The 26,997-nt window shown below is 47.0% G+C and carries 20 protein-coding genes; 7 read left to right on the plus strand and 13 right to left on the minus strand.

What is annotated here, in order from left to right; translation table 11 throughout:
- Window positions 1–132 precede the first annotated feature (132 nt).
- Window positions 133–543, plus strand: coding sequence for an HPP family protein (locus BGP75_RS19740; protein WP_076720600.1), 411 nt, complete (start codon window positions 133–135; stop codon window positions 541–543).
- Window positions 544–589: 46 nt separating this feature from the next.
- Here the strand turns inward: BGP75_RS19740 and BGP75_RS19745 are convergent, their stop codons facing one another.
- The 4 genes from BGP75_RS19745 to BGP75_RS19760 all read right to left on the minus strand — a co-directional run bounded on the left by BGP75_RS19745 (window position 590) and on the right by BGP75_RS19760 (window position 6,500).
- Window positions 590–2,908 carry an ATP-binding protein gene (locus BGP75_RS19745; RefSeq protein WP_076720601.1) on the minus strand — a complete coding sequence of 773 codons (2,319 nt, stop codon included), beginning with the start codon at window positions 2,906–2,908 and terminating at the stop codon, window positions 590–592.
- Window positions 2,909–3,008: 100 nt separating this feature from the next.
- Window positions 3,009–4,517 carry an ABC transporter substrate-binding protein gene (locus BGP75_RS19750; protein WP_158070140.1) on the minus strand — a complete coding sequence of 503 codons (1,509 nt, stop codon included), beginning with the start codon at window positions 4,515–4,517 and terminating at the stop codon, window positions 3,009–3,011.
- Window positions 4,518–4,708: 191 nt separating this feature from the next.
- On the minus strand, window positions 4,709–5,668 hold the full coding sequence (locus tag BGP75_RS19755; RefSeq protein ID WP_076720603.1) for a diguanylate cyclase domain-containing protein: 960 nt from the start codon (window positions 5,666–5,668) through the stop codon (window positions 4,709–4,711).
- Window positions 5,669–5,885: 217 nt separating this feature from the next.
- Window positions 5,886–6,500, minus strand: coding sequence for a TetR/AcrR family transcriptional regulator (locus tag BGP75_RS19760; protein ID WP_076720604.1), 615 nt, complete (start codon window positions 6,498–6,500; stop codon window positions 5,886–5,888).
- Window positions 6,501–6,652: 152 nt separating this feature from the next.
- Here BGP75_RS19760 and BGP75_RS19765 point away from each other — a divergent pair, with 152 nt between their 5' ends.
- Window positions 6,653–7,513, plus strand: a complete 861-nt coding sequence (locus BGP75_RS19765; protein WP_076720605.1) for a crotonase/enoyl-CoA hydratase family protein — start codon at window positions 6,653–6,655, stop codon at window positions 7,511–7,513.
- Window positions 7,514–7,623: 110 nt separating this feature from the next.
- Entirely contained in the window at window positions 7,624–9,660 is a 2,037-nt protein-coding gene (locus tag BGP75_RS19770) for an NADPH-dependent 2,4-dienoyl-CoA reductase (RefSeq protein WP_076720606.1), read from the plus strand.
- Between the two features lie 61 nt (window positions 9,661–9,721).
- Here the strand turns inward: BGP75_RS19770 and BGP75_RS19775 are convergent, their stop codons facing one another.
- The 9 genes from BGP75_RS19775 to gloB form a co-directional block, all read right to left on the minus strand.
- Window positions 9,722–10,489 (minus strand): Crp/Fnr family transcriptional regulator, encoded by a 768-nt coding sequence (locus BGP75_RS19775; RefSeq protein WP_076720607.1) that lies wholly within the window; start codon window positions 10,487–10,489, stop codon window positions 9,722–9,724.
- A 255-nt stretch (window positions 10,490–10,744) separates the two neighbouring features.
- Window positions 10,745–11,908 (minus strand): phosphoglycerate dehydrogenase, encoded by a 1,164-nt coding sequence (locus tag BGP75_RS19780; RefSeq protein WP_076720608.1) that lies wholly within the window; start codon window positions 11,906–11,908, stop codon window positions 10,745–10,747.
- Between the two features lie 116 nt (window positions 11,909–12,024).
- Window positions 12,025–13,146 (minus strand): phosphoserine transaminase, encoded by a 1,122-nt coding sequence (locus tag BGP75_RS19785; protein ID WP_076720609.1) that lies wholly within the window; start codon window positions 13,144–13,146, stop codon window positions 12,025–12,027.
- A gap of 355 nt (window positions 13,147–13,501) precedes the next feature.
- The gene (locus BGP75_RS19790; RefSeq protein WP_076720610.1) at window positions 13,502–15,091 is read right to left on the minus strand and encodes an ABC transporter ATP-binding protein; all 1,590 of its coding nucleotides are present in this window, start codon (window positions 15,089–15,091) and stop codon (window positions 13,502–13,504) included.
- A gap of 59 nt (window positions 15,092–15,150) precedes the next feature.
- The gene (locus tag BGP75_RS19795) at window positions 15,151–16,173 is read right to left on the minus strand and encodes an ABC transporter permease (protein WP_076720611.1); all 1,023 of its coding nucleotides are present in this window, start codon (window positions 16,171–16,173) and stop codon (window positions 15,151–15,153) included.
- An 88-nt stretch (window positions 16,174–16,261) separates the two neighbouring features.
- Window positions 16,262–17,344, minus strand: coding sequence for a microcin C ABC transporter permease YejB (locus tag BGP75_RS19800; RefSeq protein WP_076720612.1), 1,083 nt, complete (start codon window positions 17,342–17,344; stop codon window positions 16,262–16,264).
- 3 nt (window positions 17,345–17,347) lie between these two features.
- A complete protein-coding gene (locus BGP75_RS19805; protein ID WP_076720642.1) occupies window positions 17,348–19,147 on the minus strand; it encodes an extracellular solute-binding protein in 1,800 nt (599 codons plus the stop codon).
- Between the two features lie 362 nt (window positions 19,148–19,509).
- Entirely contained in the window at window positions 19,510–21,282 is a 1,773-nt protein-coding gene (locus BGP75_RS19810; RefSeq protein ID WP_233152983.1) for a LysM peptidoglycan-binding domain-containing protein, read from the minus strand.
- A gap of 146 nt (window positions 21,283–21,428) precedes the next feature.
- Window positions 21,429–22,238: a hydroxyacylglutathione hydrolase gene (gene gloB, locus BGP75_RS19815; protein WP_076720613.1), complete on the minus strand. Its 810-nt coding sequence runs from the start codon at window positions 22,236–22,238 to the stop codon at window positions 21,429–21,431.
- Window positions 22,239–22,489: 251 nt separating this feature from the next.
- Here gloB and BGP75_RS19825 point away from each other — a divergent pair, with 251 nt between their 5' ends.
- From BGP75_RS19825 to BGP75_RS19840, 4 genes are all read left to right on the plus strand, one after another.
- Complete coding sequence (locus tag BGP75_RS19825; protein ID WP_158070141.1) at window positions 22,490–23,302, plus strand: methyltransferase domain-containing protein; 813 nt, start codon at window positions 22,490–22,492, stop codon at window positions 23,300–23,302.
- Window positions 23,303–23,561: 259 nt separating this feature from the next.
- The gene (locus BGP75_RS19830; protein WP_076720616.1) at window positions 23,562–23,822 is read left to right on the plus strand and encodes an OadG family protein; all 261 of its coding nucleotides are present in this window, start codon (window positions 23,562–23,564) and stop codon (window positions 23,820–23,822) included.
- A gap of 40 nt (window positions 23,823–23,862) precedes the next feature.
- On the plus strand, window positions 23,863–25,683 hold the full coding sequence (oadA, locus tag BGP75_RS19835) for a sodium-extruding oxaloacetate decarboxylase subunit alpha (protein ID WP_076720617.1): 1,821 nt from the start codon (window positions 23,863–23,865) through the stop codon (window positions 25,681–25,683).
- A 12-nt stretch (window positions 25,684–25,695) separates the two neighbouring features.
- On the plus strand, window positions 25,696–26,994 hold the full coding sequence (locus BGP75_RS19840) for a sodium ion-translocating decarboxylase subunit beta (RefSeq protein WP_076720618.1): 1,299 nt from the start codon (window positions 25,696–25,698) through the stop codon (window positions 26,992–26,994).
- Window positions 26,995–26,997: the final 3 nt, after the last annotated feature.

The following is a 26,997-nucleotide window of genomic DNA, read 5'->3' on the forward strand; positions in this document are numbered from 1 at the left end:
AATATTGAAACTGCAAGGAAGTTATTAAATTTAAGCTAGAATCAACGGGTAGTAGAAACGATTGGTTAAGTCCTGCTTGCCGTCCAAGTCGTACTTACCAGCTTCGATAATGACTGAAAAGGAAATATCAGGATGCCTATAGTCGCAGAAATAATGACCTCAGACGTAGTCTATATATCGGAAAGCGCTAATTTAAGAGAGGCTCGGTCTGCTCTAAAAAAACTGAACGTGCGTCATTTGCCTGTGGTTGGTGAAGGAGGCGTTCTAGTAGGGTTGTTAACGCAGCGAGTTGTACTGGCTGAAGTTATTAAACTGGTGGATCAGGTCGGAGTGAGTGGTTTGGAAGATGAAGAGAAGCGGCACAGTGTTCGGGAGATTATGCAAACAAATTTTCAGGTTGCTGACCCATCCATGGATTTGAAAGTTGCAGGGCAGTATTTTTTAGACAATAAACACAGCTGTTTGCCCGTCATTGAGCGGGGCCAGTTAGTCGGGATTCTTACATCTCAGGACTTTGTAAAGCTCTGTGTTGGGTTGCTCTGAGGTCAATCAGATTTTGTGGATCTGGGGTAAAGTCGGCAGAGATATGTTAACAGGAGGTTTTTTCGATAGTTTGGATAAACTGTTCCAGTAAACGGGTGATCAGCTGGCTGTCAAACGATCGGGAAGCTTCCAGCAGATCCTGACTCCAGTGCAGCAGTGCAGTGTTCCGGTTGTTTTTGGCTAGCGTCATCATGTCTTCAGCAAAATATTCGATATCCTGGATTATCATTTTTCTGATTAGCTGGCGCGTCAGGGCCAGCTTCGTTAGCAGGATGGGAAATAATTCAGCAGGTGTTTTGAGCGCGTCACGACTGAAAATCACTCTTGAATCTGCTTCATTGGTGAATTCTGTTAACGGGCGGTAGCGGTTAGGTAAGAAACGCATGCACTCGGAAATAAGCTCTGCACGGTTTATGGGTTTACGTAAAAAACCGTCACAATATTCTTTGAGTTCCTCTTCTTCGTCTGACATTGCAGAAGCTGTCACAGTGATGATCGGGATATCCTTCAGGGCAGGATCGGATTTCAGAGCTTTACAAGCGGCATAACCGTCCATAACGGGCATTTTCATATCCATCAGTATCAAGTCCGGTTTATCCCTACGGACCGCCAACAGCGCTTCCTGTCCGTTGGAGGCCATCTGTGTGCTCAGATTCCAGGGCCGCAGGAAATTTTTCAGTAGCTCGCGGTTGAGTGCTATGTCATCACATATAAGCACTTTTCCCGGAGCGAATATTACTCGCTCAAAGTCCAGAGATGTGTCTGAGGCGGGTAGAGTTACTCTGTGAGAGAGCGCTCTGATGTTCGGTAGCCATACGCTAAACGTTGCCCCCTGTTCCGGTATGCTCTCTACTGAAATCTCACCACCCATCAGTCTGACCAAGCGCTGGGTGATGGTCAAGCCCAGTCCTGTCCCCCCGTACAGGGCTGAGTTCTGTCCGCTACGTTGTTGAAAAGCACCGAAAATAGATTGCTGCTGGTTTTTTGGAATTCCTACTCCCGTGTCGGCAACTGTTATCGTTAGATTGAGCTGATTGTGGTCTGAAGGAGTCCGTTGGTATTCGGCCTGCAAGGATATCTGTCCTTTTGAGGTGAATTTGACGGCATTGCTGATAAGGTTGATCAGTATCTGGCGCGTTCTGTTCTCATCCATTAATAAATTAGCAGGGAGTCCTGGTTGGATTTGTATCGGAAAGTCCAAGCCATTAGTTGCTACTTGATTGGCGAACATGGTTTCTATTTCCTGAAAAAGCATTGGAAGAGAAACCGGTCCCAGTTCTAAATCCAGTTTATTTGCTTCTATTTTGGACAGGTCCAGAATATCGTTGATTAAATACAAGAGAGTTTTGCCACTGCTGCTAATTGATGCGAGGTGCCGTGCTTTTTCTGGATCAGTTTCCCCGTCCGCTAATATCTGTGCAAATCCGAGAACGGCATTCATGGGGGTGCGAATCTCGTGGCTCATATTCGCAAGAAACTCACTTTTGGCTTTGTTCGCTTTATCTGCCCGTTGCTCTGAAGCAATTCTAGTCTTAATTTCCTGTTCCAGCTGATGCATATTCTTTTTCAATGCCTGAGTGCGTTCTGAAACGACGGACTCCAGCTCTTCCTGATAGTCGCGTAATTTTTCTTCGGCTGCTGCTCGTTGCTCCAAGTGGACTCTCAGATCATTGCGCATACGGTTAAATGAATCGACTAATCGGTCAAGCTCATCCCGGCGGGCTCCCTGCCTTTTGTGACGGTTAAGCTGCCAGTGATTGTCCAGGTCGTTAAAGTCGATGGCGGACGCCAGGTTGGCCAATTGTGCTAAATGCCGAGTGATTAACAGATGAATTATTATCAGTATGCAAAATGATACGATAAACGTCTTGATAAACTGTGTGACTAATATCAGAACCACTTTTTCCTGTAATCTGGCATAAACGCCTTTCATGCTGAATGTTGCCTGAAGCTCACCCACCTGAGCGGAAAAACCGCTACTTTCGTAATTCAGCGGAAAGGTTACGGTAATGCTGTCGTTAGCTTCATAGCTACCCTGCTGTACCAGCACATGGAGCTTGCCCTTACGATTCTCGCGCACTTCTGCGTGTATCATGTCCCTTAATTTAAGTGCTCCTTGCAGCTGTAAGGTTACCTGTTCACGATCAAGATTCCAGACGCCGGTTGCCAGAGGCAGTAGAAAACTCTTTTCAATTGTTTGTATATCTGCGTGAATTTGACTGACATCGTTTCGGTAGTCGTTATAAACCTGCAGGCCAGTACCAAATAGCGTCAGAGCAGAGCTGATTAGCAAAATGTATGCTAACAGTCTGGCGGACAGTGGATGGTTTTTGCGGTAGTTGCGGATACTACTGACTATCTTCATTGGTGCTGTCCGAAGGATACGTTTTGCTCTGCCTGCTTGCAGGTTGTATTACTGTGGGCTGGTCTTCGGAGCTTCCTGCTCCTCATTCAGTGTTACCTGGCTACTGAATACTGTCTTCGAGTCGGACAACATTACGGTAGGCTCGCCGCTGTTTTTCGATACCGATCGTCTCATTCAGTTTTCGCCATTTATGAGCAACGTCGTCGAGTGCCTGTTGGGCACTGCTTTTTCCCATCAGCGCTCGTTTTACGCCGATGGACAAGGCCTTCATATACAGACCTGCACTGATAATCCGTAGATCAAATACTCTATTCTTAATGGCTTTCTGTTGTTCAAATGTGGCGATATAAGCACGGGTTATCTCAGGTTTCCAGTCCGCGCCTTTTATCCAGAAATCAGTATTTAGGTCGCTGTTTCTAAAAGGATTGACTCCAAACCGTCCTATTAAAAGATCACTGTTATGATTTCTGGTATTGCCGAAAAATCCGAGAAAATCGAAAGAAGCTTCGGGGTATGCTGTGCTAGAGGCGACTGCTGAAGTCCATCCCCATGCTATGTAGGGAGCATAGTTAATAGCTGGAAAATAATCCCATTGCTGAGTCTTACGGTTCCATACTTCACGAGACCCTGGAGATATTAAGGCGGATACCTTGTTGTGTATCGGGGAGTTTTTCTCCATCGCATATATAAACGAGTCATCCCAACTATCAGTAAAAACGGAGGAGCCTTTTCCGAATGATTGATTGACATCGGCTAAGCCAAACTCATTACCACCCGGTGGGTAAAAGTGTTGGGACTCGGTAAAGTCCTTTAATGCTTCTACAAACCCCGGGGTGTTGATTAATGGCTCCATTGTTTCCAGATCGAAATAGAATCCTCCTTTTACTGCAGGGTGTTTGGCATAGGGAGCTGCTCGTTTTATATAGTTTGAGAACATCAGATCATCTTTTTTGGTGATTTCTACCAAGCCGTTTATCTGCTCTCCTGATACTAACGTCTTGCCATGGAAAAATGATGCGACCTGATTAACCTCTTTCCAGGTTCGAGGAACCAACAAAGGTATGCCGAAGCGTTGCTGGTACAGGGCCTTTAGTTTGCTATCCTGAAAGACATCCAATCGATACTGGAAGAAATGTCGATCACCATCGATTGGCACCTGTAGAACCTTTCCTTCCCAGATGGCTATCTGTTGGTGGTAGGGAATAATGTCTTTGTGTTGTGCTGAGTTCAGCATTTTGTCTGGCATGGGCAGCAGGTAGGGAGCGGTGTCCGGCAGCCAAAGCGAGCCAAAAAAAATGATGTCATACCAGTGGTTACGTAACCCCCACAATACCCGTGGGTAGAGTTCGCCAAAGGGGACATGGTGAAGTATCAGTTTAGCGCCTGTCAGTTGTTCAAATTGGCGGGCATGGCGCTCTACTGGCTCGCCCATGTTTGGTTTCTCATGGACGAGTATATTAAGCGTTACCCCTTCGAAGTTTCTATTTGCCAGGGATTCATAACTGTAGGGGTTGGAATGATAGGGATAAGGGGGATTGGTACCCGGATTAAAAGGGGAGGTAGTGTTGTTAATCTGAGATTCAGATGCCAGAGCGAAAGAAACAAACATAGCAAATACCATAAGGGAACCTGCGAATAAGTCCCTTATGTTCTCAACAGGTCCTTTGAGGCCCAAGGGGCCTGTTAGTAGGTTCCTTGGAGCCGTCAGAGTGGATTTCAGGAATTTTTGTCCAATATTGAGTAGAACCGCATTTGTAATCATCATATTGGTTCACTGGTATCCTGTATCCCGTTGGCTTATTACCTTTTGATCAGATGGGTGTTCTCTGTTTCGTAATAAACCTGATTTCTACCTTCTTGCTTTGCTCGATACATCGCTTGATCGGCACGGCCTAAAAGTGCCTGCCAGCATTCTTTGGGAAATGCCTGTACCGCTCCGATACTCGCGGTAACAGGCTGGCTTTCTCTGTAGTGGCTGAGATTTGAAAGCAATTGCTGTATACGGTTTAAGCTTCTTTTTATTGCCGTCAGGGGAGTCTCGGGGAAAATCAAACAGAATTCATCACCACCATAACGAATGGCGATGTCTGTTTCTCTCAGGTTTTCGCGTAACTTCTGCGCGACCAGAATGAGCAGTTCATCTCCGACCTGGTGTCCAAAGTTATCATTGATTTGTTTAAAGCAGTCCAAATCAATCATAGCAACACTCACTGGTTGGCCCTGGCGAGCCATACGAGCCAACTCGCTTTTCAGCCTGGGTTCAAGTATTCGGCGATTAGCGAGTCCTGTCAGCGGATCTTGCTCTCCCAGGGTCCGTTGCTTTTCCAAATCACGGCGTAATTCCAGATTTAGTAAACCCAGATACTGCCTTGCCTGTGATAATTGCAGGTGAGTTTCTACTCGGGCCAGCAGGATTTCCTTAATAAAAGGTTTGGTGACGTAATCAACGGCTCCAAGATGGAAACCACGAACAATCTGATCAGTGTCATCAATTGCCGAAACGAAGATGATCGGTATATCCCGGGTCTGATTCCAGGCCTTCAGGCGCCTGCAGGTCTCGAACCCATCATAGTCGGGCATCATGATATCCAGCAGAATCAGATCTGGTTTTATCCAGGGTAAGCGCTGTAAGGCTTCATGTCCGCTGGACGCTATAGCTATCTGGTAGCCGTGATGGCGAAGAATGTTTCCCAGCACTCGGATATTTTCCGAATTGTCGTCTACAATCAGAAGGGTCCAATCATCAGGCTTGCTATCCATAGCTGTACTTTCTCTATGGATCAATAGAGAGGCCTCTATTTTTCTTTCAGGATATTAAGTAATACTTTAGACCAAATAAACAGGAGTACCCAACTCTGAGTTAATCAGCTCGTCGGGGACGGTTAAATTAAATAAAGCAGATATGTCGGGATTTCAGGTCATTTCGTCTATCAGTAAGCTCAGCTGAGCTGGGATATACTTTTAAAAGTCGACATTGCTAGCTATTGATATGCTTGCTTATCAGCATCGAAACCGCAGTACGACCCATTTCCTCCAGGTCTTTACGATCAAGGTATATGCCGTCATTCATCAGACGACAAAGACCGTGCAGGGTTGCCCAGCAGGTTTGCGCTACCCGTAGTGATGATTCGGTATCGGGTAGCACAGCCTGTTGCTGCAGTTCTTCTACCCAAGACATCCATTGTCTGAAACTGGCTTTGGATACTTCTTTTAAGCGTTCCGTTGGCTCACCAATTTTCCAGATCTCTTTTCCAAACATCAGGTCGTAGGTCTCAGGGTGCTGATCTGCAAACTGGATATAGGCGAGCACGTACTTCTCAAATAAAAGCATGCCGTTTTGAGAGGTCAGCTCCGAGGGGATGTTCTGTATGGACTGTTCCTGTTGCAGAAACCCTAGTTCAGCAATGGCACAAAGCAACTCATTTTTATCTTTGAAATGGTGATACGGAGCTGTTCTGGAAACGCCGGTGCGGTCTGCGAGTCTGCGCATGGATAGCGCTTCGACTCCACCTTCTTTGATGATATCTGTGGCATTCATCAGTAGTGACTGACGAAGATCTCCATGATGGTAGTTACTTTTTGGTGTAGGCATAGGGAGAAATTTAACAAGCTATCTTGACACTGTCAAAATAGATCTTTATCTTGACAGTGTCTAGATATGGTTTTACTAGTCTGTTTCCAGATCTTCAGTTGCCTTGCTTTAGTTGTGACAGTGGCGCCAAACAACCCCATTAGGGAGGGGATATGACATACGAAACATTCAACTTAGTGGTCGAGGATCATATTGCTCATCTACAACTGAGTAGACCTGAATCCCATAATTCGATGAACCGGGCTTTCTGGCAAGAGTTTCCAGAAGCCATTCGATCTTTGGATGTGGCTGCAGACGCTCGCGTTCTGATTATTTCTTCTTCCGGCAAGCATTTCAGTGCAGGGATGGATCTTGAGGTCTTCACTAAGCCTGATCCTGAAATGTTCAGCGGAGAGGCGGGTCGCCGGGCGGAAGCTATGCGCAGGTTGGTTATACAGCTACAAGACTGTTTCAGTGTTCTGGAAGATATCCGCTTGCCAGTTATCACGGCAATTCAAGGGGGATGTATTGGAGGGGCGTTGGACCTTATCTGCGCGAGTGATATGCGTTACTGCACGGCAGACAGTTACTTTGTTATCAAGGAGACCGAACTGGGTATGACAGCAGATCTAGGTACCTTGCAACGGTTACCACAACTGATTCCAACCGGCCTGGCGCGAGAACTCGCCTATACCGCTCGAAAACTTCCCGCGACCGAGGCTTTGGGTTGCGGATTGGTGAATACAGTGTATGAAGATCAGTCATCGATGATCGATGGGGTGATGAATATTGCTCGGCAGATCGCCAGTCGATCGCCACTGGCGGTTTCGGGTTGTAAGCAGATGATCAATTATTCTCGTGATCACTCCCTGGCGGATAGCCTTAATTACATGGCCACCTGGCAGGCAGGGATGTTCCAGCCGACGGATATGATGCAGACCTTTGCTGCCAAAATGTCCGGTAAAAAACCTGAGTTTGAATCTTTACGAGCAGTTAAGCCTCCATTGCTGGCTCCCGAAAAAAACAAAGCCTGATCCCGGAAACAGGAAATCGGATTACCTGAGGAAGCCATCCTGTTGCCTGACGGGCGCAGGATAGAGGCTCATATAATAAATTGTATTTTTTAGAATGAAGAGAGATAAACATGAATGCTAGCCGCCAACATGAGCTCTATCCACATCTGCTTAAGCCACTTGATCTCGGTTTTACCAGTCTGAAAAACCGGGTACTGATGGGATCCATGCATTTGGGATTGGAAGAAACTCCAAATGGGTTTCAGCGGATGGCTTCTTTCTATTCTGAACGAGCCAAGGGCGGTGTTGGTCTTATTGTTACCGGTGGTATCGGTCCTAATCAAGAAGGTGCTGTCCATGGTGGTGCTGCGTTAATGGCCAGTGCAGAAGATGTAGCCAATCATAAGATTGTAACTGATGCCGTGCATGAAGCAGACGGTAAGATTTGTATGCAGATCTTGCACACGGGTCGCTATGCCTATAACCCTAAACTTGTCGCGCCCTCTGCGGTTCAGGCACCGATTAATCCATTTAAACCCAAAGAGCTGAATGAAGAGGAAATTGAACGGCAGATCCAGGATTTTGTTAATTGTGCATCTCTGGCTAAAGAGGCGGGGTATGACGGTGTTGAAATCATGGGTTCCGAAGGCTATTTACTTAATCAGTTCATCGTTGAGCGAACCAATAAGCGAGATGATGATTGGGGCGGGAGATATCAGAACCGCATTCGCTTCCCGGTAGAAGTGGTCAGGCGAGTTAGAGAGTCTGTTGGAGCAAAGTTTATTTTGATCTATCGCCTGTCAGTGCTTGATCTGGTGGAAGGAGGCAGTACTTTTGAGGAAGTCGTAGAACTTGGAAAAGCCATAGAAAAAGCGGGAGCTACCATTATCAATACTGGTATTGGTTGGCATGAGGCGCGAATTCCAACTATCGCAACTAAGGTTCCTCGGGCTGCTTTTACCTGGGCAACTGCAAGAATCAAGGCTGAGCTGACTATTCCGACCATCACTTCCAATCGAATCAATATGCCAGATGTTGCCGAGTCCGTGTTGGCTCGGGGAGATGCTGATATGGTTTCAATGGCAAGGCCGTTTTTGGCAGACCCTGAGTTTGTCATTAAGGCGGAAAATCAGCGTGCTGACGAAATTAATACCTGTATCGGCTGTAATCAGGCCTGCTTGGATCATGTTTTTGTCGGAAAATTAACAAGCTGCCTGGTCAATCCCAGAGCTTGTCAAGAATCTGAGTTAGTCATCAGCAGTACAGATAACCCCAAGAATATTGCCGTGGTTGGGGCAGGGCCGGCTGGTCTGGCCTTTGCTACGACGGCTGCGCGTAGAGGTCATCAAGTCACCTTGTTTGACGGGGCAAGTGAAGTGGGTGGGCAATTCAATATAGCCAAACGGATTCCAGGAAAAGAGGAATTTTACGAGACTTTACGATATTTCAAACGACAGATCGAGCTGACTGGAGTTGAGTTGAAGTTAGACACCTGGGTTACCGGTGAGCAGCTGCAGGCAGGGGGCTTTGATGAAGTTGTTTTGGCTACCGGTATTACTCCGCGTATACCAGACTTTGAGGGGGTGGATCATCCAAAGGTGCTGACTTATCTGGAACTGATGAACGGTGCTAAAGCCGGGGCCAAAGTGGCTGTGGTTGGTGCCGGCGGTATTGGGTTTGATATAAGTGAAGTGCTTGTTCATAAGGGTGAATCAACCAGCCTGAACATAGAAGCCTTTATGGCTGAGTGGGGCGTTGATATGTCAATGCAGGCACGTGCTGGGATAGAGGGAGTAAAGCCTCGTTTTGAAAGTGCGGCAAGGGAAGTGTATCTGCTGCAGCGAAAATCCTCCAAAGTTGGGAAGAATCTCGGAAAAACAACGGGGTGGATTCATCGCACTGATTTAATCAAGAAAGGCGTTCAGATGTTATCTGGTTGCGAGTACCAGAAGGTTGATGACCAGGGGTTGCACCTGTTGGTTAATGGGGAACAACGGATTCTGGATGTGGACACCGTCGTGCTCTGTACCGGCCAGGAACCCAATAAAGAGCTGGCTGCGCAAATCCAGGGTGTCCCCGTCCATTTGATTGGTGGCGCTGATGTTGCTTCTGAATTAGACGCAAAACGAGCGATCAATCAGGGAACCAGATTGGCTGCAGAGATCTGAATGGTGTCTTGAAAACAAGAGACAAAGAGCAGATTTTCAAATCTGCTCTTTGTCTGAGTGATTATTTGATATCCAGTATTTCGATGTGCCCGGATTCAGCTGATGGTGGAGTCTTCAGCAGGACAATGACTTTATGCGACTCTTTCTCGATATGTCCTTGTTTTTGCAGCTGAGTTAATGTCCGGCTGAATGACTCAGGGGTAAGTCCCAGAAAACTAGCCAAATCCTGTTTACTCATGGGCAGATGCAGTCGGCTGGTGGGACCCTTGTCACGGGCTTGATGCCAGTATAATTGGTAGAGAAAGTGCATCACTCGGCGTGTCGCAGACTCATTTCTAATCACCTTACCGCTGTATTCATCAGCGTGAATTTTCCCACCCAGACGATTGATAAATTGCTGTTGAAGGTAGGGTTGACCAGAAAAGAGATTCAGCAGGCTCTTATAAGGGATTTCGCAGACCCAGGTTGTTTCCATGGCTATGGCATCATTAGGGTAAGTTTTCCCGCCTATGGCATCGATTCCCAGTAGATCACCGATCAGGTAGAACCCCATGACAGACTGTCGCCCATCGGCAGTAACCGTTTCCGTTTTAATTGATCCAGACTGGATTGAATACAGAGATCGAAATTGATCCTGCTGTCGGTAGATGGTGTCACCAGCTGCGTAAGGGCCTCGTTCTTTAATGATACCCTTGAACTCGCTGACAGCTTCCTGGCCGAGCCCAAAGGCCAGGCAGAGCTTCTCACTTTGGCAATGTTTGCAATCCTGTTCTGACTTTATCAGGTGGAGGTGATTGCTATTACCGCAAGAACCATTACTTCTGCTCATGCTTTAATGTCCTTCAAATCTTGCTAATGTAATACTTTATGGCAGGAGTATATCAATTTGGAACTGCATTGATATATGTCAAATCAAGAAATTATAGACGTCTGCCCTTTAATTGATATTTGCTACATATTGACTAAAAGACAAGCAGAATAGCGGGTGAAAATGTATGGTTAAAGACATGGATATGTTGGGTCGCCGTCCTTGGCAGTCTATCCCGGATACCGTTGCAGAGGGAGGGGCTAAGCTGTTGCAGGATCAGGAAATTACCCGCAGATTAATGACCTCTTCGACGGCTTTTAGCGCATTGATAACCTCATCGCTCGGCTGCTGTTCAAGATCAATGATGTTGTAGGCAATATCATTGCGACTTTTGTTCAGCATATCGACAATGTTTAAGTCGTATTCGGCGAAGATGGCGGTAATACGTCCCAGTACTTTTGGGACATTACGATTAGTTATCGTTAAGCGATAGTCTGTGGTTCGCCCCAGCTCAATGTGAGGGAAGTTTACAGAATTGCGTATATTGCCATTCTCAAGAAACTCCATTAATTGGTCAGCTGCCATAACGGCACAGTTTTCCTCTGCCTCCGCAGTGCTTGCGCCAATATGCGGCATTTGAAGCATCTTTGGGTGCCCCAGAGTGTCATTGGCGGGAAAGTCAGAAACGTAGCGGTGCAGGCGATTGTCATCAAGGGCCTTAATGACTGCCGGACGATCAACAATTTCCCCCCGAGCGAAGTTCAGTAACACACAGTGTTGTTTGACGTTTGCCAGCAGGTTGTCATTAATCAGCCCTTGAGTCGATTCCAGGGCGGGTAAATGGAGACTGATATAATCACATTTTGAAAACAGGCTGACGAGGTTATCCATTTTCTGAACCTGACTGGAAAGACGCCAGGCTGCTTCGACCGATATCGCAGGGTCGTAGCCGATGACTTTCATGCCCAGTGACAGACCCATGTTGGCCACGAGAGAACCGATGTTGCCAAGGCCAACGACTCCCAGGGTTTTCCCCATAAGTTCAGAGCCGGCAAAACGTTTCTTCTCTTTTTCCAGCAAGGGATCCAGGCCAGCTTGAGGTTCAAGGGTGTCGACAAACGCCATACCCTGATAAATATCTCGAGCACCAAGCAGGAGTCCAGCAAGAACCAGCTCTTTTACAGCATTAGCGTTAGCCCCCGGCGCATTAAATACAACTACGCCTTCTTCGCTGGCCCGTTCAAGGGGGACATTATTTACACCAGCTCCAGCCCGGGCGATGGCTTGTAGGGATTTTGGAAACTCGACCCCGTGTAGCTTTTCGCTGCGAAGAAGAAAGGCATCGGGATTGGGTAGTTCGCTGGCGATCTCATAGCGATCTCGGGGGAAGCGGTCCAGACCTTTGACAGAAATTGCGTTATAAGTCCTTATTTGATACATGTTGGTTGATTCCAGTTTAGCGGGGAGTGTCCCCGCTGTTAATCAGTTGGGCTGCTTGTAAAGTCATCTCAACAGAGTTTTATAAGATCCGTCGAGTGTCTTTATTCAGATTCCTGTTAAGCATTTTTAACTTGCTGGTAACCCCAACCAAGCCAAGGTAGCAATGCTTCAACGTCAGCTGTGGAAACTGTTGCACCACACCAGAGTCTTAGACCGGCAGGGGCGTCCCGGTAAGCCCCAATGTCATATGCGACCCCTTCATTATCGAGAAGCTTTACCAAAGCCTTAACCTGATCTGGTTCGAGATCCAGTGTCAGACAAACACTGGTATTGGAGCGCTCAGCCGGATTTTCTGCAAGGAAATGGATCCAGTCGTTACTCTCTACGAAAGCCTCTACCGCTTTAAGGTTGTTCTTACTGATTTCAATGGCTTTACTCACACCACCTATTTCACCAACCCAGTTTAAGGCATCCTGATAATCGGCAACACAGAGCATTGACGGAGTATTAATCGTTGCTCCTTTAAAAATGCCCTCGATCAGTTTGCCTGCCTTGGTGAGCCGGAAGATTTTTGGAAGTGGCCATTCAGGCGTGTAGGATTCGAGACGTTCAACTGCACGAGGGCTTAGAATAAGAACTCCGTGAGCGCCTTCGCCTCCCAGGACTTTTTGCCAGCTAAAGGTGATTACATCCAGCTTCTCCCAGGGAAGTTCCATGGCAAATACAGCAGAGGTGGCATCACAGATAGTAAGCCCCTGGCGCTGGTCGGAAATCCAGTCGGCGTTGGATACTTTTACCCCGGATGTTGTTCCGTTCCAGGTGAAGACGATATCGTGATCTGGATTGGTTTGGGAAAAGTCTGGTAGCTTGCCGTATTCGGCGCTGAGGTGGTTGGCCTCCAATTTTAGTTGTTTGGTTATGTCTGTGTGCCAGCCTGCACCAAAAGACTCCCATGAACACACATCTACAGGTCGTGCGCCGAGTAAACTCCAAAGAGCCATTTCGACCGCGCCAGTATCCGAAGCCGGTACTATTCCAACACGGTAACCTTGGGGTAAGTCCAGTAGCTCTTTGGTATCGTTAATTGCTTTTTCCAGCGCTGCTTTTCCGAGGCTGGAGCGATGAGAGCGGCCTAATGTTGAAATGTCTAAATTTGTTACTGAATAGCCAGGGCGCTTACTGCAGGGGCCTGATGAAAAATTAGGATTTTGCGGTTTTGTAGCTGGGCGTGCTTCCACTCGTCGCTCCTTGGTTAGATGTGTTCTAGGTTAAGAATTACTTGTAGGTTGAATGTTTTCAAAGTTATTTGCGCTACGTTTGCTTATTCATTATCGCAATGCAGCAAGTCGACTGCAAAGTTACCAGAAAACCGGAAGTGTCTCAAAATTGTTTCGATATTGCCGCTAAAAGTCATGAATTAGCTCGAACTTAACGGATAAAAAAGAGAAAAGTTTCTTTCTTTCATGTCGGTGTGTGCTATCAGAGAAAGTGCTTACTATTGGAAAATGTGTGTGGGAATAATTTATCCTTTGAGGGTAAGTCTGGTAGAAGGTCTCTCGGTGGGGCTGATACCAGAGGCCTTTGCTTACCTCTTTAATAGAACGCTGTTTTTAGTAATTGCTCGGTATAGGGATGGGTCGGTTTTTGATAAAGATCTTCGCAGTTACCATCTTCGACTACTTTGCCCGCTTGCATTACAACCATCCTGTGACAGAGTGCCTTAACAACCCGCAGATCATGACTGATAAACAAATAGCTGAGATTGTGGCTTTGTTGTAGTCGTAGCAGTAGCTCTATTACCTGTTGTTGGATAGTCCGGTCTAAGGAAGAGGTAGGTTCATCAAGTATCAGCAGTTTTGGCTTGAGAACCAAGGCACGGGCAATGGCTATTCGCTGGCGTTGTCCGCCGGAGAATTCGTTTGGATATCGTGTTCTCCAGTCAGGGTTGAGTTCGACTTCCATCATGGCATTGACTATTTTTTCTTCGCGTTCAGCTGCGGTGCCGATATCGTGGATATCCATGCCTTCGCCGATGATTTCAGCAATAGTCATTCTAGGGCTTAGTGAACCGTAGGGGTCCTGAAAAATAATTTGAATTTCTTTCCGTAGGGGTTTCGTCGCTTTTTGGTCCAGAAGGTCAATACGCAGACCTTTGTACCAAATTTCTCCGGTACTTTTTTCCAGGCTCAAGATACTTTTTCCAAGGGTCGACTTCCCTGATCCGCTTTCCCCCACAACTCCAACCGATTCTCCGGGCATTATTGCAAGAGAGATGTCATCAACTGCTTTAACGTGATCGACAGTGCGTTGAAAAAGACCCTTTTTTATCGGGAACCAGCAGCGCAGATTGTTAACTTGCAAAATAGGTTCTTCTGTGGGAGTGAATTCAGCAGGGTTTCCGTGAGGTTCGGAAGCTATCAGTTTTTGGGTGTAGGGATGCTGAGGGTTTTCAAAAACAGCCTTAGTACTCCCTTGCTCAACCAGGTCACCTTTCTCCATGACTACGACCTGATTGGCTAGTTTTCTGACAATGTGGAGATCATGGGTGATGAATAGCACAGACATGCCGATTTCTGCCTGCAGTTCTTTGATAAGGTCTAATATCTGTGCCTGGATAGTCACATCCAGCGCAGTTGTTGGTTCATCGGCAATCAATAATTTGGGTTTATTAACCAGAGCCATCGCAATCATAACACGCTGGCGCTCACCTCCGGACAGTTGGTGAGGGTAGGTATTCAGTTTCCGTTCCGGGTCACGAATTCCGACCCGCTTAAGCCAGTATAATGCCAAATCAATACATTTTTGCTGTGAAAGTCCCTGGTGTCTTTCAATCGTCTCAGAAATTTGTCTGTGGATTTTATGCAGTGGATTTAATGAGGTTAGTGGTTCCTGAAAAATAACACTGATTTCATGCCCTCTGATCTGCTGCATTCGCTTCTCTGTGGCAGAAAACAAGCTTTCGCCGTTCCACTGAATGTCTCCTCCAAGATAGGTGAGAGGAGGCGAATTTAGCAGCCTAATTATGCTTAGAGCAGTGACGGACTTACCTGAGCCGCTTTCTCCCACAAGACCCAAAATCTGACCTTTGTGAAGATCAAAACTAATTCTGTTGACTACCTGATTGACGGTGCCGTTCTGCTTAAATCCGAGTGTAAGGTCTTTAATACTTAGAAGAGGCTGCATATAGATCCGTTATTCAGATGAGCTGGCAATGTTTGAGCTATTTGATAAAAGCTGGTTCATCAGTATTCACTCCGAGGGTCAAAGGCATCCCGAACAGCCTCGCCAATAAAAATAAGCAGTCCCATTAGCAGCGCGAGCACAACAAATGCAGTGATACCGAGCCATGGGGCTTGCAAATTAGCCTTGCCCTGAGCAAGCAGTTCTCCCAGCGATGGAGAGCCGGGAGGAAGGCCAAAGCCAAGAAAATCCAGAGACGTGAGAGTGACAACAGAGCCAGAAAGAGTAAAAGGCATAAATGTCATCGTCGCTACCATGGCGTTTGGCAATATATGCTTGAACATCAGCCGGCGATCACTCATTCCCATAGCCCGAGCGGCCAGGACATATTCGAAGTTTCGACCGCGCAGAAATTCTGCCCGCACGGCACCAACGTAGCTAACCCAGGCAAATAACAAGGTGAAGCCCAATAATATCCAGAAGGTGGGCTGTATAATACTGGCCAATATTATCAACATGAACAGAGTTGGCATGCTTGACCAGATTTCTATGAATCGCTGGAACAGCAGATCGACCCAGCCTCCATAGTAGCCCTGTATTGCCCCTGCCATCACACCAATCACGGCAGATACAATTGTTAAGGAAAAACCAAATAAAACAGAGATTCTGAATCCATAAATAACCCGAGCTAAAACATCTCTGCCCTGATCATCAGTACCCAACCAGTTATCTGGTGAGGGAGGGCTTGGGGCGGGGCTGGGGAGGTTGTAGATTATGGTTTTAAAACTGTAGGGAATAGGGGGCCAGATAAGCCAGCCGTTGGCTTCAATAAGTTCTTTTACATAAGGATCCCGATAGTCTGCTTCTGTTTCGAACTCTCCACCAAACTCTGTTTCAGAGTAACTTTCCAGTACAGGGAAAAAATAACTGTCATTGTATTGCACCAGCAATGGCTTGTCGTTAGCAACAAAGTCGGCAAACAGACAGATGACAAAGAGTATTGAAAAGATGATCAGTGATGCGACACCTAACCGGTGTGATTTGAATTTTTGCCAGCGGCGCAGATCTTTTTGGTTCAACTTCATTCTATCTCAGCCATCATATTGACAATTACAGCAGTCAGAAAGTCTGCTGCTCATGGGTGCGGCTTCATTCGTTCCCCGCACTCTTGTATCAGCGACTTTCGAAATCAATTCTGGGATCAACCCAGGTGTAGGTCAGGTCGGTTATCAGCGCCATGATCAAACCAAGTAAGGTAAAAATGTATAGAGTGCTGAATACCACGGGATAGTCCCGTTGAGTAATGGCTTCAAATCCTAACAGGCCAATACCCTCCAGTGAAAAGATAACCTCTATCAGTAGCGAGCCGGTAAAAAATATTGAGATAAATGCAGCAGGGAAGCCAGAAATAATTATCAGCATCGCGTTTCTAAAAACGTGCTTGTAAAGAACTTCCCTATCGGTAAGGCCCTTTGCTTTGGCTGTCATTACATACTGCTTATTGATTTCGTCCAGAAAGGAGTTTTTTGTCAATAAAGTCAGGGCGGCGAAGCCTCCTATGACACTGGCTGTTACGGGTAATGCCATGTGCCATGCATAATCGAGTATCTTGTCCATTAGTGAAAGTTCAGACCAGTTGTCAGAAACGATCCCCCTTAATGGGAATATATCGAAATAGGTGCCTCCTGCAAAAAGGATGACCAGTAAAATCGCGAACAAAAATCCGGGTATAGCATAAGCGATAGAAAGTATGGTGCTGGTCCAGCGGTCAAACTGATGACCATTTCGAAGTGCTTTAGAAATGCCAAGAGGTATAGATATAAGATAAATCAGCAATGTGGACCAAAGTCCCAGTGAAATCGATACAGGCATTCGTTCTATAATAAGGTCTATCACCGAGCCACTTTTAAATAAGCTGTCACCGAAGTCAAAAGTCAGGTATTCGATGATCATATTCCAGTATCGTTCCGACAAAGGTTTGTCAAAGCCAAAGCGCTTTTCAATATCAGCAATGACTTCCGGATCGAGCCCACGAGCTCCGCGATAGCCGCTATCGTTGGACTCTTCGGTTTGCACTTCAGCCTTATTGGCGTTGGTGACTCGATCTAAAACTTCTCCTTCAAGCCCCATTGCCTGGGCCATTGCCTGCTCGACAGGGCCACCGGGAGCTGTTTGTATGATGAAGAAATTGATTGTGATGATGATCCACAGGGTTGGGATCATAAGCAATAATCTGCGAACTACGTAGGCTGCCATTGATTATTGGTCCGCTCCAGGCTTTTTGTTGTTTTGCCACCAGGTATCTATTCCCAGAGAGTACAGCGGTCTGGACTCCGGTCGGCTAAACTTATCCCAATAGGCTATACGGAACGCGCTAAGATGCCACTGCGGAATGATATAAAAGTTCCATAACAGTGTGCGATCAAGCGCTCGTCCATAAGCTTGCAGTTTTCTGGGGTTTTCCTGGTGGGTGTTTATACCATCAATCAGGGCGTCGATAGCAGGATCTGTCACGTTGGCGATATTCCAGGTGGAATCCACAAAGTCAGAGCGCCAGATTATTTTAAGACTGGATGATGGGTATGGGTTAGCGCTATAGCGAAATGAAACCATATCGAAATCGTGTTCACGAACGCGATTGATAAACTGGGTACTGTCAACCTGACGAAGGTTTAGGGTGATGCCTATTTTAGCCAGGTTGCTCTTAAAGGGGGCGGCAATCCGCTCTGTCAACGGGCGGTAAGAAAGCAGTTCGAACTCAAAGGGTTTCCCTGTCTTGCTATTAACCAGTTTGCGGTCTTTAAGTTCCCAACCTGCACTCTTAAGTAAACGAAGAGCCTGGCGCATGTTATTTCGGATGTTTCCGTCGCCCTTGGTTGTTGGTAATTTAAACTCCTTGGTAAAAACCTGCTCCGGAATCTTTCCTTTAAGCGGGGTCAGGATTTCAAGTTCATCATCGTCTGGCAGGCCTGTTGCGGCAAATTCAGTGTTGGTAAAATAACTCTCGGTTCTTGTGTATTGATTGTAAAACAGAGCCTTATTCATCCATTCAAAGTCAATCATATAAGCTAAGGCTTCACGAACACGCTGGTCTGAAAACTGAGGGCGTTTTGAATTAAAGATAAAACCATCAGTCCGTTGTGGAATACTGTGAGGAAGCTGTTCTTTCAAAACCTTTTTATCGGTAAAGGCGGGGAAGTCGTATGCGGTGGCCCAGTTTTTGGCCTCGCTTTCTTGCCAAAAATCAAACTCTCCGGATTTAAAGGCTTCGAATGCCACGATAGCGTCTCGATAATAATCATATCGAATATATTTGAAGTTATTCCGGCCTTTGTTGACGGGTAAGTCCTTGGCCCAGTAATTATCTAAGTGCTCATAGATTATATACTGGCCAAATTTATAATCTTTAACGGTTATGCCGCTGCTGCCAATAGGAATTTCTTTTAGTGGTTCCTTAAAGTTACGGGATTCCCAGTAATGTTGGGGCAAGATGGTCAAGGTAAACAATGACAGCATTTGCTCCTTATTTGCACCTTCCAATGAGAACTTAACCTGATGTCGACTTAAGACTTCGACGTCTTTGACGAATGAATAATAGCGCTTAAATTGGACGACACCTTCAGTTGAGAATTTCTCGAAAGTGAACTTCACATCATCAGCTGTAATAGGGGTTTGATCTTGAAATCTGGCATCGGGATTAAGACTGAAGGTAACAAAAGAATAATCGTCTGCAAAATCAACCTTTTCTGCAATGAGTGGATAGTAAACTCCAATCTCATCGTCGGATGTCACAAAAAGGGTATCGTACAGCTGATCAGAGGCTGTCGCTGCATCACCACGTTGAGCGAAACGATTAAAGTTATCAAAGGTCCCTATGGAATGCAGGCGTAAAGTCCCCCCTTTGGGGGCGTCGGGGTTTACGTAGTCAAAGTTTTGAAAATCTGGTTGGTATTTTGGTGTGCCTCTCAAGGCGACCGCGTGGGCGCTAATAACCTCAGGTGAAGCCCAGACAGGATATACGGCTAAAGCTAACAAAAAAGTAACTATGATACGTGGCATAGAGAAGCCTTTCTCAAGTAACTGGTTGAAAATCATAATGCCTTTATATTACCAGCGTAATAGTAGCAGCATAATTCTAATGTACAATTGCTAAGGTGTTCTTATCCTATGTCTATAGAAACTGTGCTTAACAGCGATTCTCTGAAGGATCCTTTATTCTTCTGAGGGAGTCACATGAATACTTTGTGCTGATCTTTTTGAAGCTTCTTACTGTCTGGCTTTTTGAGTCTGGCTTTTCCTTGATCGCATTCAGGGTCTAACGCCAGTTGCAGAAGCTCAGTGATTAGGTAGGGAAACCAGGAATAGGTTCCCCGTATGCTGTTGAAAAAGTATAGTTTTGTTAACCATCCGGACTATCAGGTTTAACGGGATTTAGTCACATCAACATAGAGCGTCAGTCGTTGACCCGGTTGTAGATATTTAGACGACTTTAAAGTATTCCAGCGTTTGATGTCCTTTATCTTTATATTAAAGCGGCTGGCTATGCGTGAAAGTGAATCCCCGCTACGGACTCGATAGCCGATTTTACGAACAATATTTCGGCCGTCTTTTTCCTTCGACTCTGTGTTTTGCCAGATCGAGAGTTGCTTTCCGATTCGTAGAGGGTCTCCCGGAGCCATCTGGTTCCAGCTTGCCAGTTCTCGAACACTCACTCCAAATCGACGGGAAATTGTCCAAAAGCTGTCACCACTTTGAACAGTGTAGTTTTGCTTTTGCCTTCCTGATCGAAGCGCAATTCGTTTGCTCTTCTTCTGTTGTCGCTGATTGCTGCTGAGGGCATAGGCTTTTGGATCAGCGGAAGCCGTCGGGATCAATAGAACTTGTCCTGCTCGAATCAAGCTGCCACGCAGGTTGTTGGCCGTCCGAAGGCTATCAATCGTTGTATTGTTTTTCTTTGCTATGGATATCAGGCTATCACCGGAACGGACCTTATAACGGTTCCAGCTTACTCGTTTGTTCTTTGGGAGTTGGGCCAGTTTGGTTTTGAAGATGTCAGCCTGTTCTGACGGTATCAGAAGCTGATGTGGTCCGTTGGGATCTGTTGCCCACTGATTGAATCCAGGGTTCAACAGATAAAGCTCGTCGACGGAAATCTGTGCTAATTCTGCAGCCTGGGCCAGATCAATCTGTGCATGGGTCTCGACCGCAGTAAAGTAAGGGCGATCAGGAATCGGTTTCAGTGTCACACCGTAGGTTTCGGGCGAGCTGAATATCTTAGCCAGCGCAATCAGCTTTGGGACATAAGCGCTGGTTTCTTTGGGTAATCGCAATGACCAAAAATCGGTGGCTTTGTTGGCCTTCCTGTTTTTGCGCATAGCCTTGGATACAGTGCCTCCTCCAGCGTTGTAACCTGCAAGGGCCAGCTGCCAATCCCCGTCAAAGCGTTTGTTCAACTGCGTAAGGTAGGTCAGAGCTGCATCAGTTGAAGCCTGAATATCTCTACGTCCGTCATACCACCAGCTTTTCTTGAGGCCAAAATGTTTAGCGGTACCTGGGATGAATTGCCACGGGCCGGCTGCCCGGCCATGAGAGTAAGCGAAAGGGTCGTAGGCGCTTTCTATAATGGGTAGCAGGGCGATCTCTGCGGGGATGCCTCGCTCAATAACCTGATGGATGACGTAATAATAGTAGCGCTCGGCTCGTGCTGTAACTCGTGCAAGATAGCGCGGATGTTTTGTGTACAATTTAATCTGCGCATCAATCCTTGGATCCTCAATGTCCAGATTGAGACCAAAATGCTCACGGGTCAGTTGCCAGAGATCGGAGGAAGGAGGTGTCTGTTTTATATGGCCATGGCTGCCGGCTGATGACTCTGCAATGGCCGGTGCTGATAGGGTTGAATCCGGCTGCTTCCCAGGATCAGTTTCCAACGTTGGATCTGTTTGTGCATCTTCAAATACAAATGGCGTTCGAGCTGTGTCCCTCAGAGAAAACAATCGATCGTTTTCGTTATCAGAGGAATCAGGTAGTCTGTCTGGAGATTGCTTGGCAGTCTGGGTTGTCGGAGAAGGGGTCGTAGGAACTTCTGAAAGGCTTTGACAGCCTGCCAGCAGAATAGCAAAGGTGATAGTGGCAAATGACTTGCCGAAATCGGAGGCGTTATCCATAGCCAGAACCGCTTTAGTTTTCTGCATAGTGGCCGCCAAACTCCCAGGATGGAAATGCATTCGGAAAGCTGAGCACCGAAATTCCAAAAGCACAAGATTCTAGGCGGCCATGAAGAAGAGGTCAAGTATTGTTGTGCAGGCCCGGCACATTATGCCTTCCTTAAAAGCTGGACTTATCCCCTAAACTCATCTTTCCATTGACGAATGACGGCAAAAACTTCCTGTTCGTTGTTTAAGGTTCGTCCGGCATGATGGTTCGCCGCCAGTTGAACGCTTTCCGACGCCGTTCTCAAAAATGGATTGATTAGTTTTTCCTGCTGAATATTGGTTGGGATGGTCGGAATGCGTTGTTCCCGGAGTGATTTACAACGATTTATGGTTGCTTGAACTGCTTCGTTCTGCGGCTCCACCGCTTTAGCAAAGGCCAGATTGGCCATCGAGTATTCGTGTGTACAGTATACTTCCGTATTATCCGGCAGCTGTTTGAAAAAGCGCATGGCAGCCATCATCTGCTTGGCACTGCCTTCAAAAAGCCGGCCACAGCCCGCAAGAAAGAGCGTATCACCGCAGAACAGTTGTGGTTTATGCGCTTGGGGTACGGCCTGTTCCGCCTGTGTTCCATCGTAATAATAACAAATGTGGTCCAGCGTATGTCCTGGTACTGCTTTGACAGAAAGTGAATGGCCCAGAACTTTACAGCTGTCGCCGTCCTTTAGCGGATGAGTGATTCCGGCATAGGGGGACTCAGAGGGTCCATAGACCGGGATGTCTGAGAATTTTCTCAACGTATCTACGCCGCCTGTATGATCAGCATGGTGGTGGGTGATAAGTATTCCTTCGAGCTTGAGATCGTTTTCTTTTAGCTTCTCAAGCACCGGCGTTGCGTCACCCGGGTCGATAACAAACACTTTGTTATTGTCTGCAATGCTAAGCATCCATATATAGTTATCCTGGAAAGCAGGAATTGCGTTGACTGTAAGCATCGAGTTTTCCTTCTGGGTCCTTTATGTAATGCAAAATACCCTATACTATCCGGGCTTGGTTATCATTCTGAATAACTCGGTGAGTTTCAGAGACCTTGCTGTTCCAAAGGATAATTCAGTGACACCCGTATTGGCCAGGAGTTTGTCGGACAAATGCTATTTTAGATTTGCCGCGGTTTCTCTCAGTAAGGATCATTTGGCCTGGGTGGCTGCTGTGCCTATTGTTATAGACTGACAGGATGGTTTATGCAGTGAACGGGAATACAAATCTACTACCTTTAACAGAAATGATGGAAGATATCCGGGATTGGTTTTCCAGTGATCTCGGTGAGCAGCTTTTAACCGCAGAACAGGAAGTGCTGGATAAGTTAGTAGGAGGCGTGTTCGGCTATCATTTGCTTCAGATCGGACTTGTCCCTCGATTACAACTGCTTCGACAGTCCAGTGCCAGCCATAAGTTTGAGATGTTGCCATCCGTTAATCTGGGTATGTCTGAGGCTGGTGTTGTTGGCAACGCCAGCGAATTGCCATTTGCCAGTGAGTGCATTGATGCGGTGATGCTTCATCATGCTCTGGATTTTGCCCAGAGTCCCCATCAGGTTTTGCGAGAGGCCGCCAGAGTGCTTCGCCCAGGTGGTAAGTTAGTCGTGGTTGGTTTTAACCCGGCAAGCTTCTGGGGAGCCTATAAACAGATATCCAGTCGTAATAAGGATATTCCCTGGTGTTCGCATTTTATTCGCCAGCGACGATTGCATGATTGGTTGACTTTGCTTGAGCTAAAGCAGGAAACCACTGTGTCCGGATTCTATCGACCGCCTTTTAAAAGCCAGAAGTGGATGCGAAAGTTAGAATTTATGGAGCGCTGGGGAGCTGCTTACCGGGTGGCCAACGGCGCTTTTTTTGTAGTCATTGCAACCAAGGAGTCGGTGACCTTAACGCCGGTAGGAATGAATTGGCGACGTCGGTTGGTGTTCCCGTTGATACACAAGCCTCTGCAACAGGCGGGTCGAAAGTCATCCGGAGAGATCAAGAGTGTTCTGGATACGCCTGAAATTGACGACTGAGTATCGTTTGTTGCAGCTATTTACCGGCTGCAACGAACAGTTAACCGGCTGCAACGAACAGTGAAATTAGGATTTCATCCGACCAGTGATATGTATCATAAGTAAAAGCTTATGGTATCTATCAATAATATTAATTATGTTTTATGAATAAGGCAGGTTATCGTAGTTCGCCTGTTTAAGTGGTTCATTTTTCGTCGGCTTTAGGTAACGAAAAGTGGAAGTTGAAATTGCAGATTAATATATGCACGGAGTATCTTTGATGGCTTCTTCAGATTTGGTTACTGAAGGCGTTACGCTGATGGTGTTTGGTATGGGGTTCGTTTTTGTATTCCTTACCTTACTTGTGCTCGTTACAAACCTGATGTCCAAGGTTGTGACCAAGTATGCACCTGACGTTCAGCCTCAACCTGCGGCTTCAAAGGCAATACCTGCGGCAGCCGGGCCGACAACAGATCAAAGCCAGATTACGGCTGTGATCACCGCAGCGATTCACCAGTATCGCGCTCAACATAAGAAATAAAAAATTATAATTCGCTTTGAGATGATGAAGGCAAATCACCATGACTGATGCAAAGAAACCTCTTGGTATAACCGACGTTGTGTTGCGCGATGCGCACCAGTCCTTATTCGCAACCCGTTTACGTCTTGCCGATATGCTACCTATTGCTGGCAAGCTGGATCAGGTCGGCTTCTGGTCCGTAGAAACCTGGGGCGGTGCCACCTTTGATTCCTGTATTCGTTATCTGGGAGAGGATCCCTGGGATCGCATTCGCCAATTAAAGGCTGCCATGCCCAACACTCCGCAGCAGATGTTATTCCGTGGTCAGAATATTCTTGGTTACCGGCACTATGCGGACGATGTGGTCAGGAAGTTTGTCGAGCGCGCGGCAGCTAATGGTGTCGATGTTTTTCGTGTTTTTGACGCGATGAACGATGTTCGGAATCTTGAGACGGCGATCAAGGCTGTTTTGGATAATGGCAAGCATGCTCAGGGAACTATCTCCTACACCATCAGTGAAGTTCACACTGTTGATATGTGGGTGGACATGGCAAAGCGTATTCAGGATATGGGCGCACATTCAGTCTGTATTAAGGATATGGCTGGCCTGCTGAAACCTTATGTTGCATTCGAGCTGGTCAGTCGCTTAAAGGCTGAGCTGGAAATTCCTGTGCATATGCAGTGTCATGCCACAACCGGGCTTTCTACCACATCGATTCTGAAAGCTGTCGAAGCGGGGATTGATAACGTAGATACTTCCATCTCATCCATGTCTATGACCTACGGGCATTCACCAACAGAGTCTGTTGTTTCTATCTTTGAAGGTACGGACCGGGACACCGGCCTGGACATTGAGTTACTCGAAGAGATAGCTGCCTACTTCCGTGAGGTAAGAAAGAAGTACGCAAAGTGGGAAGGCGCGCTGAAAGGTGTTGATTCGCGAATTCTGGTAGCTCAAGTACCGGGAGGCATGTTGACGAATATGGAAAGTCAGCTGAAAGATCAGGGGGCAGGGGATCGCCTGGATGATGTGTTAGCTGAAATCCCGCGAGTACGAAAAGATTTGGGCATGATTCCTCTGGTAACACCGACTTCACAGATTGTCGGCACCCAGGCCGTACTGAATGTTCTGACGGGAGAGCGCTATAAGAGTATCTCTAAAGAAACTGCAGGTATCTTGAAAGGTGAATACGGAGTAGCTCCTGCGGAATTTAACAAGGAGTTACAGGCGCGTGTTCTTGACGGTGCCGAGGCTATTACCTGTCGACCCGCTGATTTACTTGAGCCTGAGCTGGACAAGTTGACTGAAGAGTTACGCGGTCTGGCTAAAGATAAAGACTTTCGTATTGAGAGCGGAGAGCGTGAAGTTGATGATGTGCTGACTTACGCTCTGTTTCCGCAAATCGGGCTGAAGTTTTTGGAAAACCGTGGTGATGCAAGCGCCTTTGAGCCGGTTCCAACACTGGAAAGTGCTCAGGCCGCGTCTGCGCCTGCTCCTCAGGCTTCAGAGGCTGCTGGTGGTGAAGAGGTCTATACGGTTACGGTCAGCGGACAGAGCTATGTTGTCCAGGTATCGGAAGGTGGTGATATATCTGCGGTGGCTCCTGTTGTCGCTGCCCCAGCGTCTGCAGCGGCTTCTGCTCCTGTGCCAGCAGCGGGGCCCGCTGGAGGAGAGCCAGTTAGCGCACCTCTTGCCGGTAATATCTGGAAAGTTGAAGTATCACCCGGTCAGGTAGTTCAAGAAGGTGATGTGTTGGTCATTCTTGAAGCAATGAAAATGGAGACCGATATTCGCGCTGCACGAGCGGGTACTGTTGGATCCGTGGAAGTTAAAGAAGGCGATGCGGTGAAAGTGGGGGATACCCTGCTCACCCTGGCGTAGAGGCAGTATCCAATGGATAAGTTACTTAATCTTTTTGTTAGCTCTGGAATCTATCAGATCCAGTGGGGGCAGGCGGTGATGATTGCCGTCGGCCTTCTGCTGCTGTTTCTGGCTATCAAAAAGAATTTTGAACCCTTGTTGCTGGTCCCTATCGGATTCGGCGGTATTATGGCTAACATTCCAGAAGCCGGGCTTGCCTTGTCTGCTGTTGAAAACGCAGTCCATCTGGGGGGCCCCGAAGTGTTGGAGCAACTTGCCAATATACTGGGAATTTCCAGCGCTGACCCTAAGGCGATCAAAGAGGCTTATGCGCTGACTTCTCAGGCAAAGCATCTTGAAATCACTCAGTTGGCTATTGATGCAGGCTTCAATAATGGGATGTTGTATAACTTCTATCTGGTATCAATAGCCAGTGGGGCTGCTCCATTACTGATCTTTATGGGAGTTGGTGCGATGACTGATTTTGGTCCGCTACTGGCTAACCCTAAGACGTTGTTCCTTGGTGCTGCGGCTCAGTTTGGTATTTTCGCCACAGTGCTGGGCGCAGTGGGTTTAACTGCGCTTGGAGTAATGGACTTTTCTATTCAGGATGCTGCAGCAATCGGTATTATTGGTGGGGCGGATGGTCCTACAGCGATTTATGTTGCTAGTTTGCTTGCTCCGCACCTCCTGGGTGCCATTGCTGTGGCGGCATACTCGTACATGGCCTTGGTGCCGATGATTCAGCCGCCTATCATGCGTTGGTTAACGACGGAAGATGAGCGCAAACTGGCAATGACTCAGCTTCGACCAGTGTCAAAGAATGAAAAAATCTTCTTTCCGCTATTGTTGCTGATTCTTGTTGCTATGTTGTTACCTGATGCGGCACCGCTGCTGGGAATGTTCTGCTTTGGTAATTTGATGAGAGAGTGTGGCGTTGTTGAGCGTCTCAGTGATACTTCCCAAAACGCACTGATCAACATCGTTACCATATTCCTTGGGCTGTCAGTTGGGTCTAAGCTGAGCGCCGATAAGTTCCTGGACTTGAATACGTTGGGGATTCTTATGCTCGGTATGGTTGCATTCGGTATTGGTACTGCTTGTGGTGTGCTTATGGCCAAAGGGATGAACAGGCTCAGTTCTACCCCCATTAATCCGTTGATAGGCTCTGCGGGGGTTTCCGCAGTCCCTATGGCTGCTAGAGTATCGAATAAGCTTGGTTTAGAGGCAAACTCTCAGAACTTCTTGTTAATGCATGCGATGGGGCCTAATGTTGCGGGGGTTATTGGTTCTGCTGTTGCAGCAGGGGTGATGATTAAATTCGTGGGTTAAGCC

The organism is Motiliproteus sp. MSK22-1 (assembly GCF_001968815.1).
In the GTDB taxonomy this organism is placed as follows: domain Bacteria; phylum Pseudomonadota; class Gammaproteobacteria; order Pseudomonadales; family Balneatricaceae; genus Motiliproteus.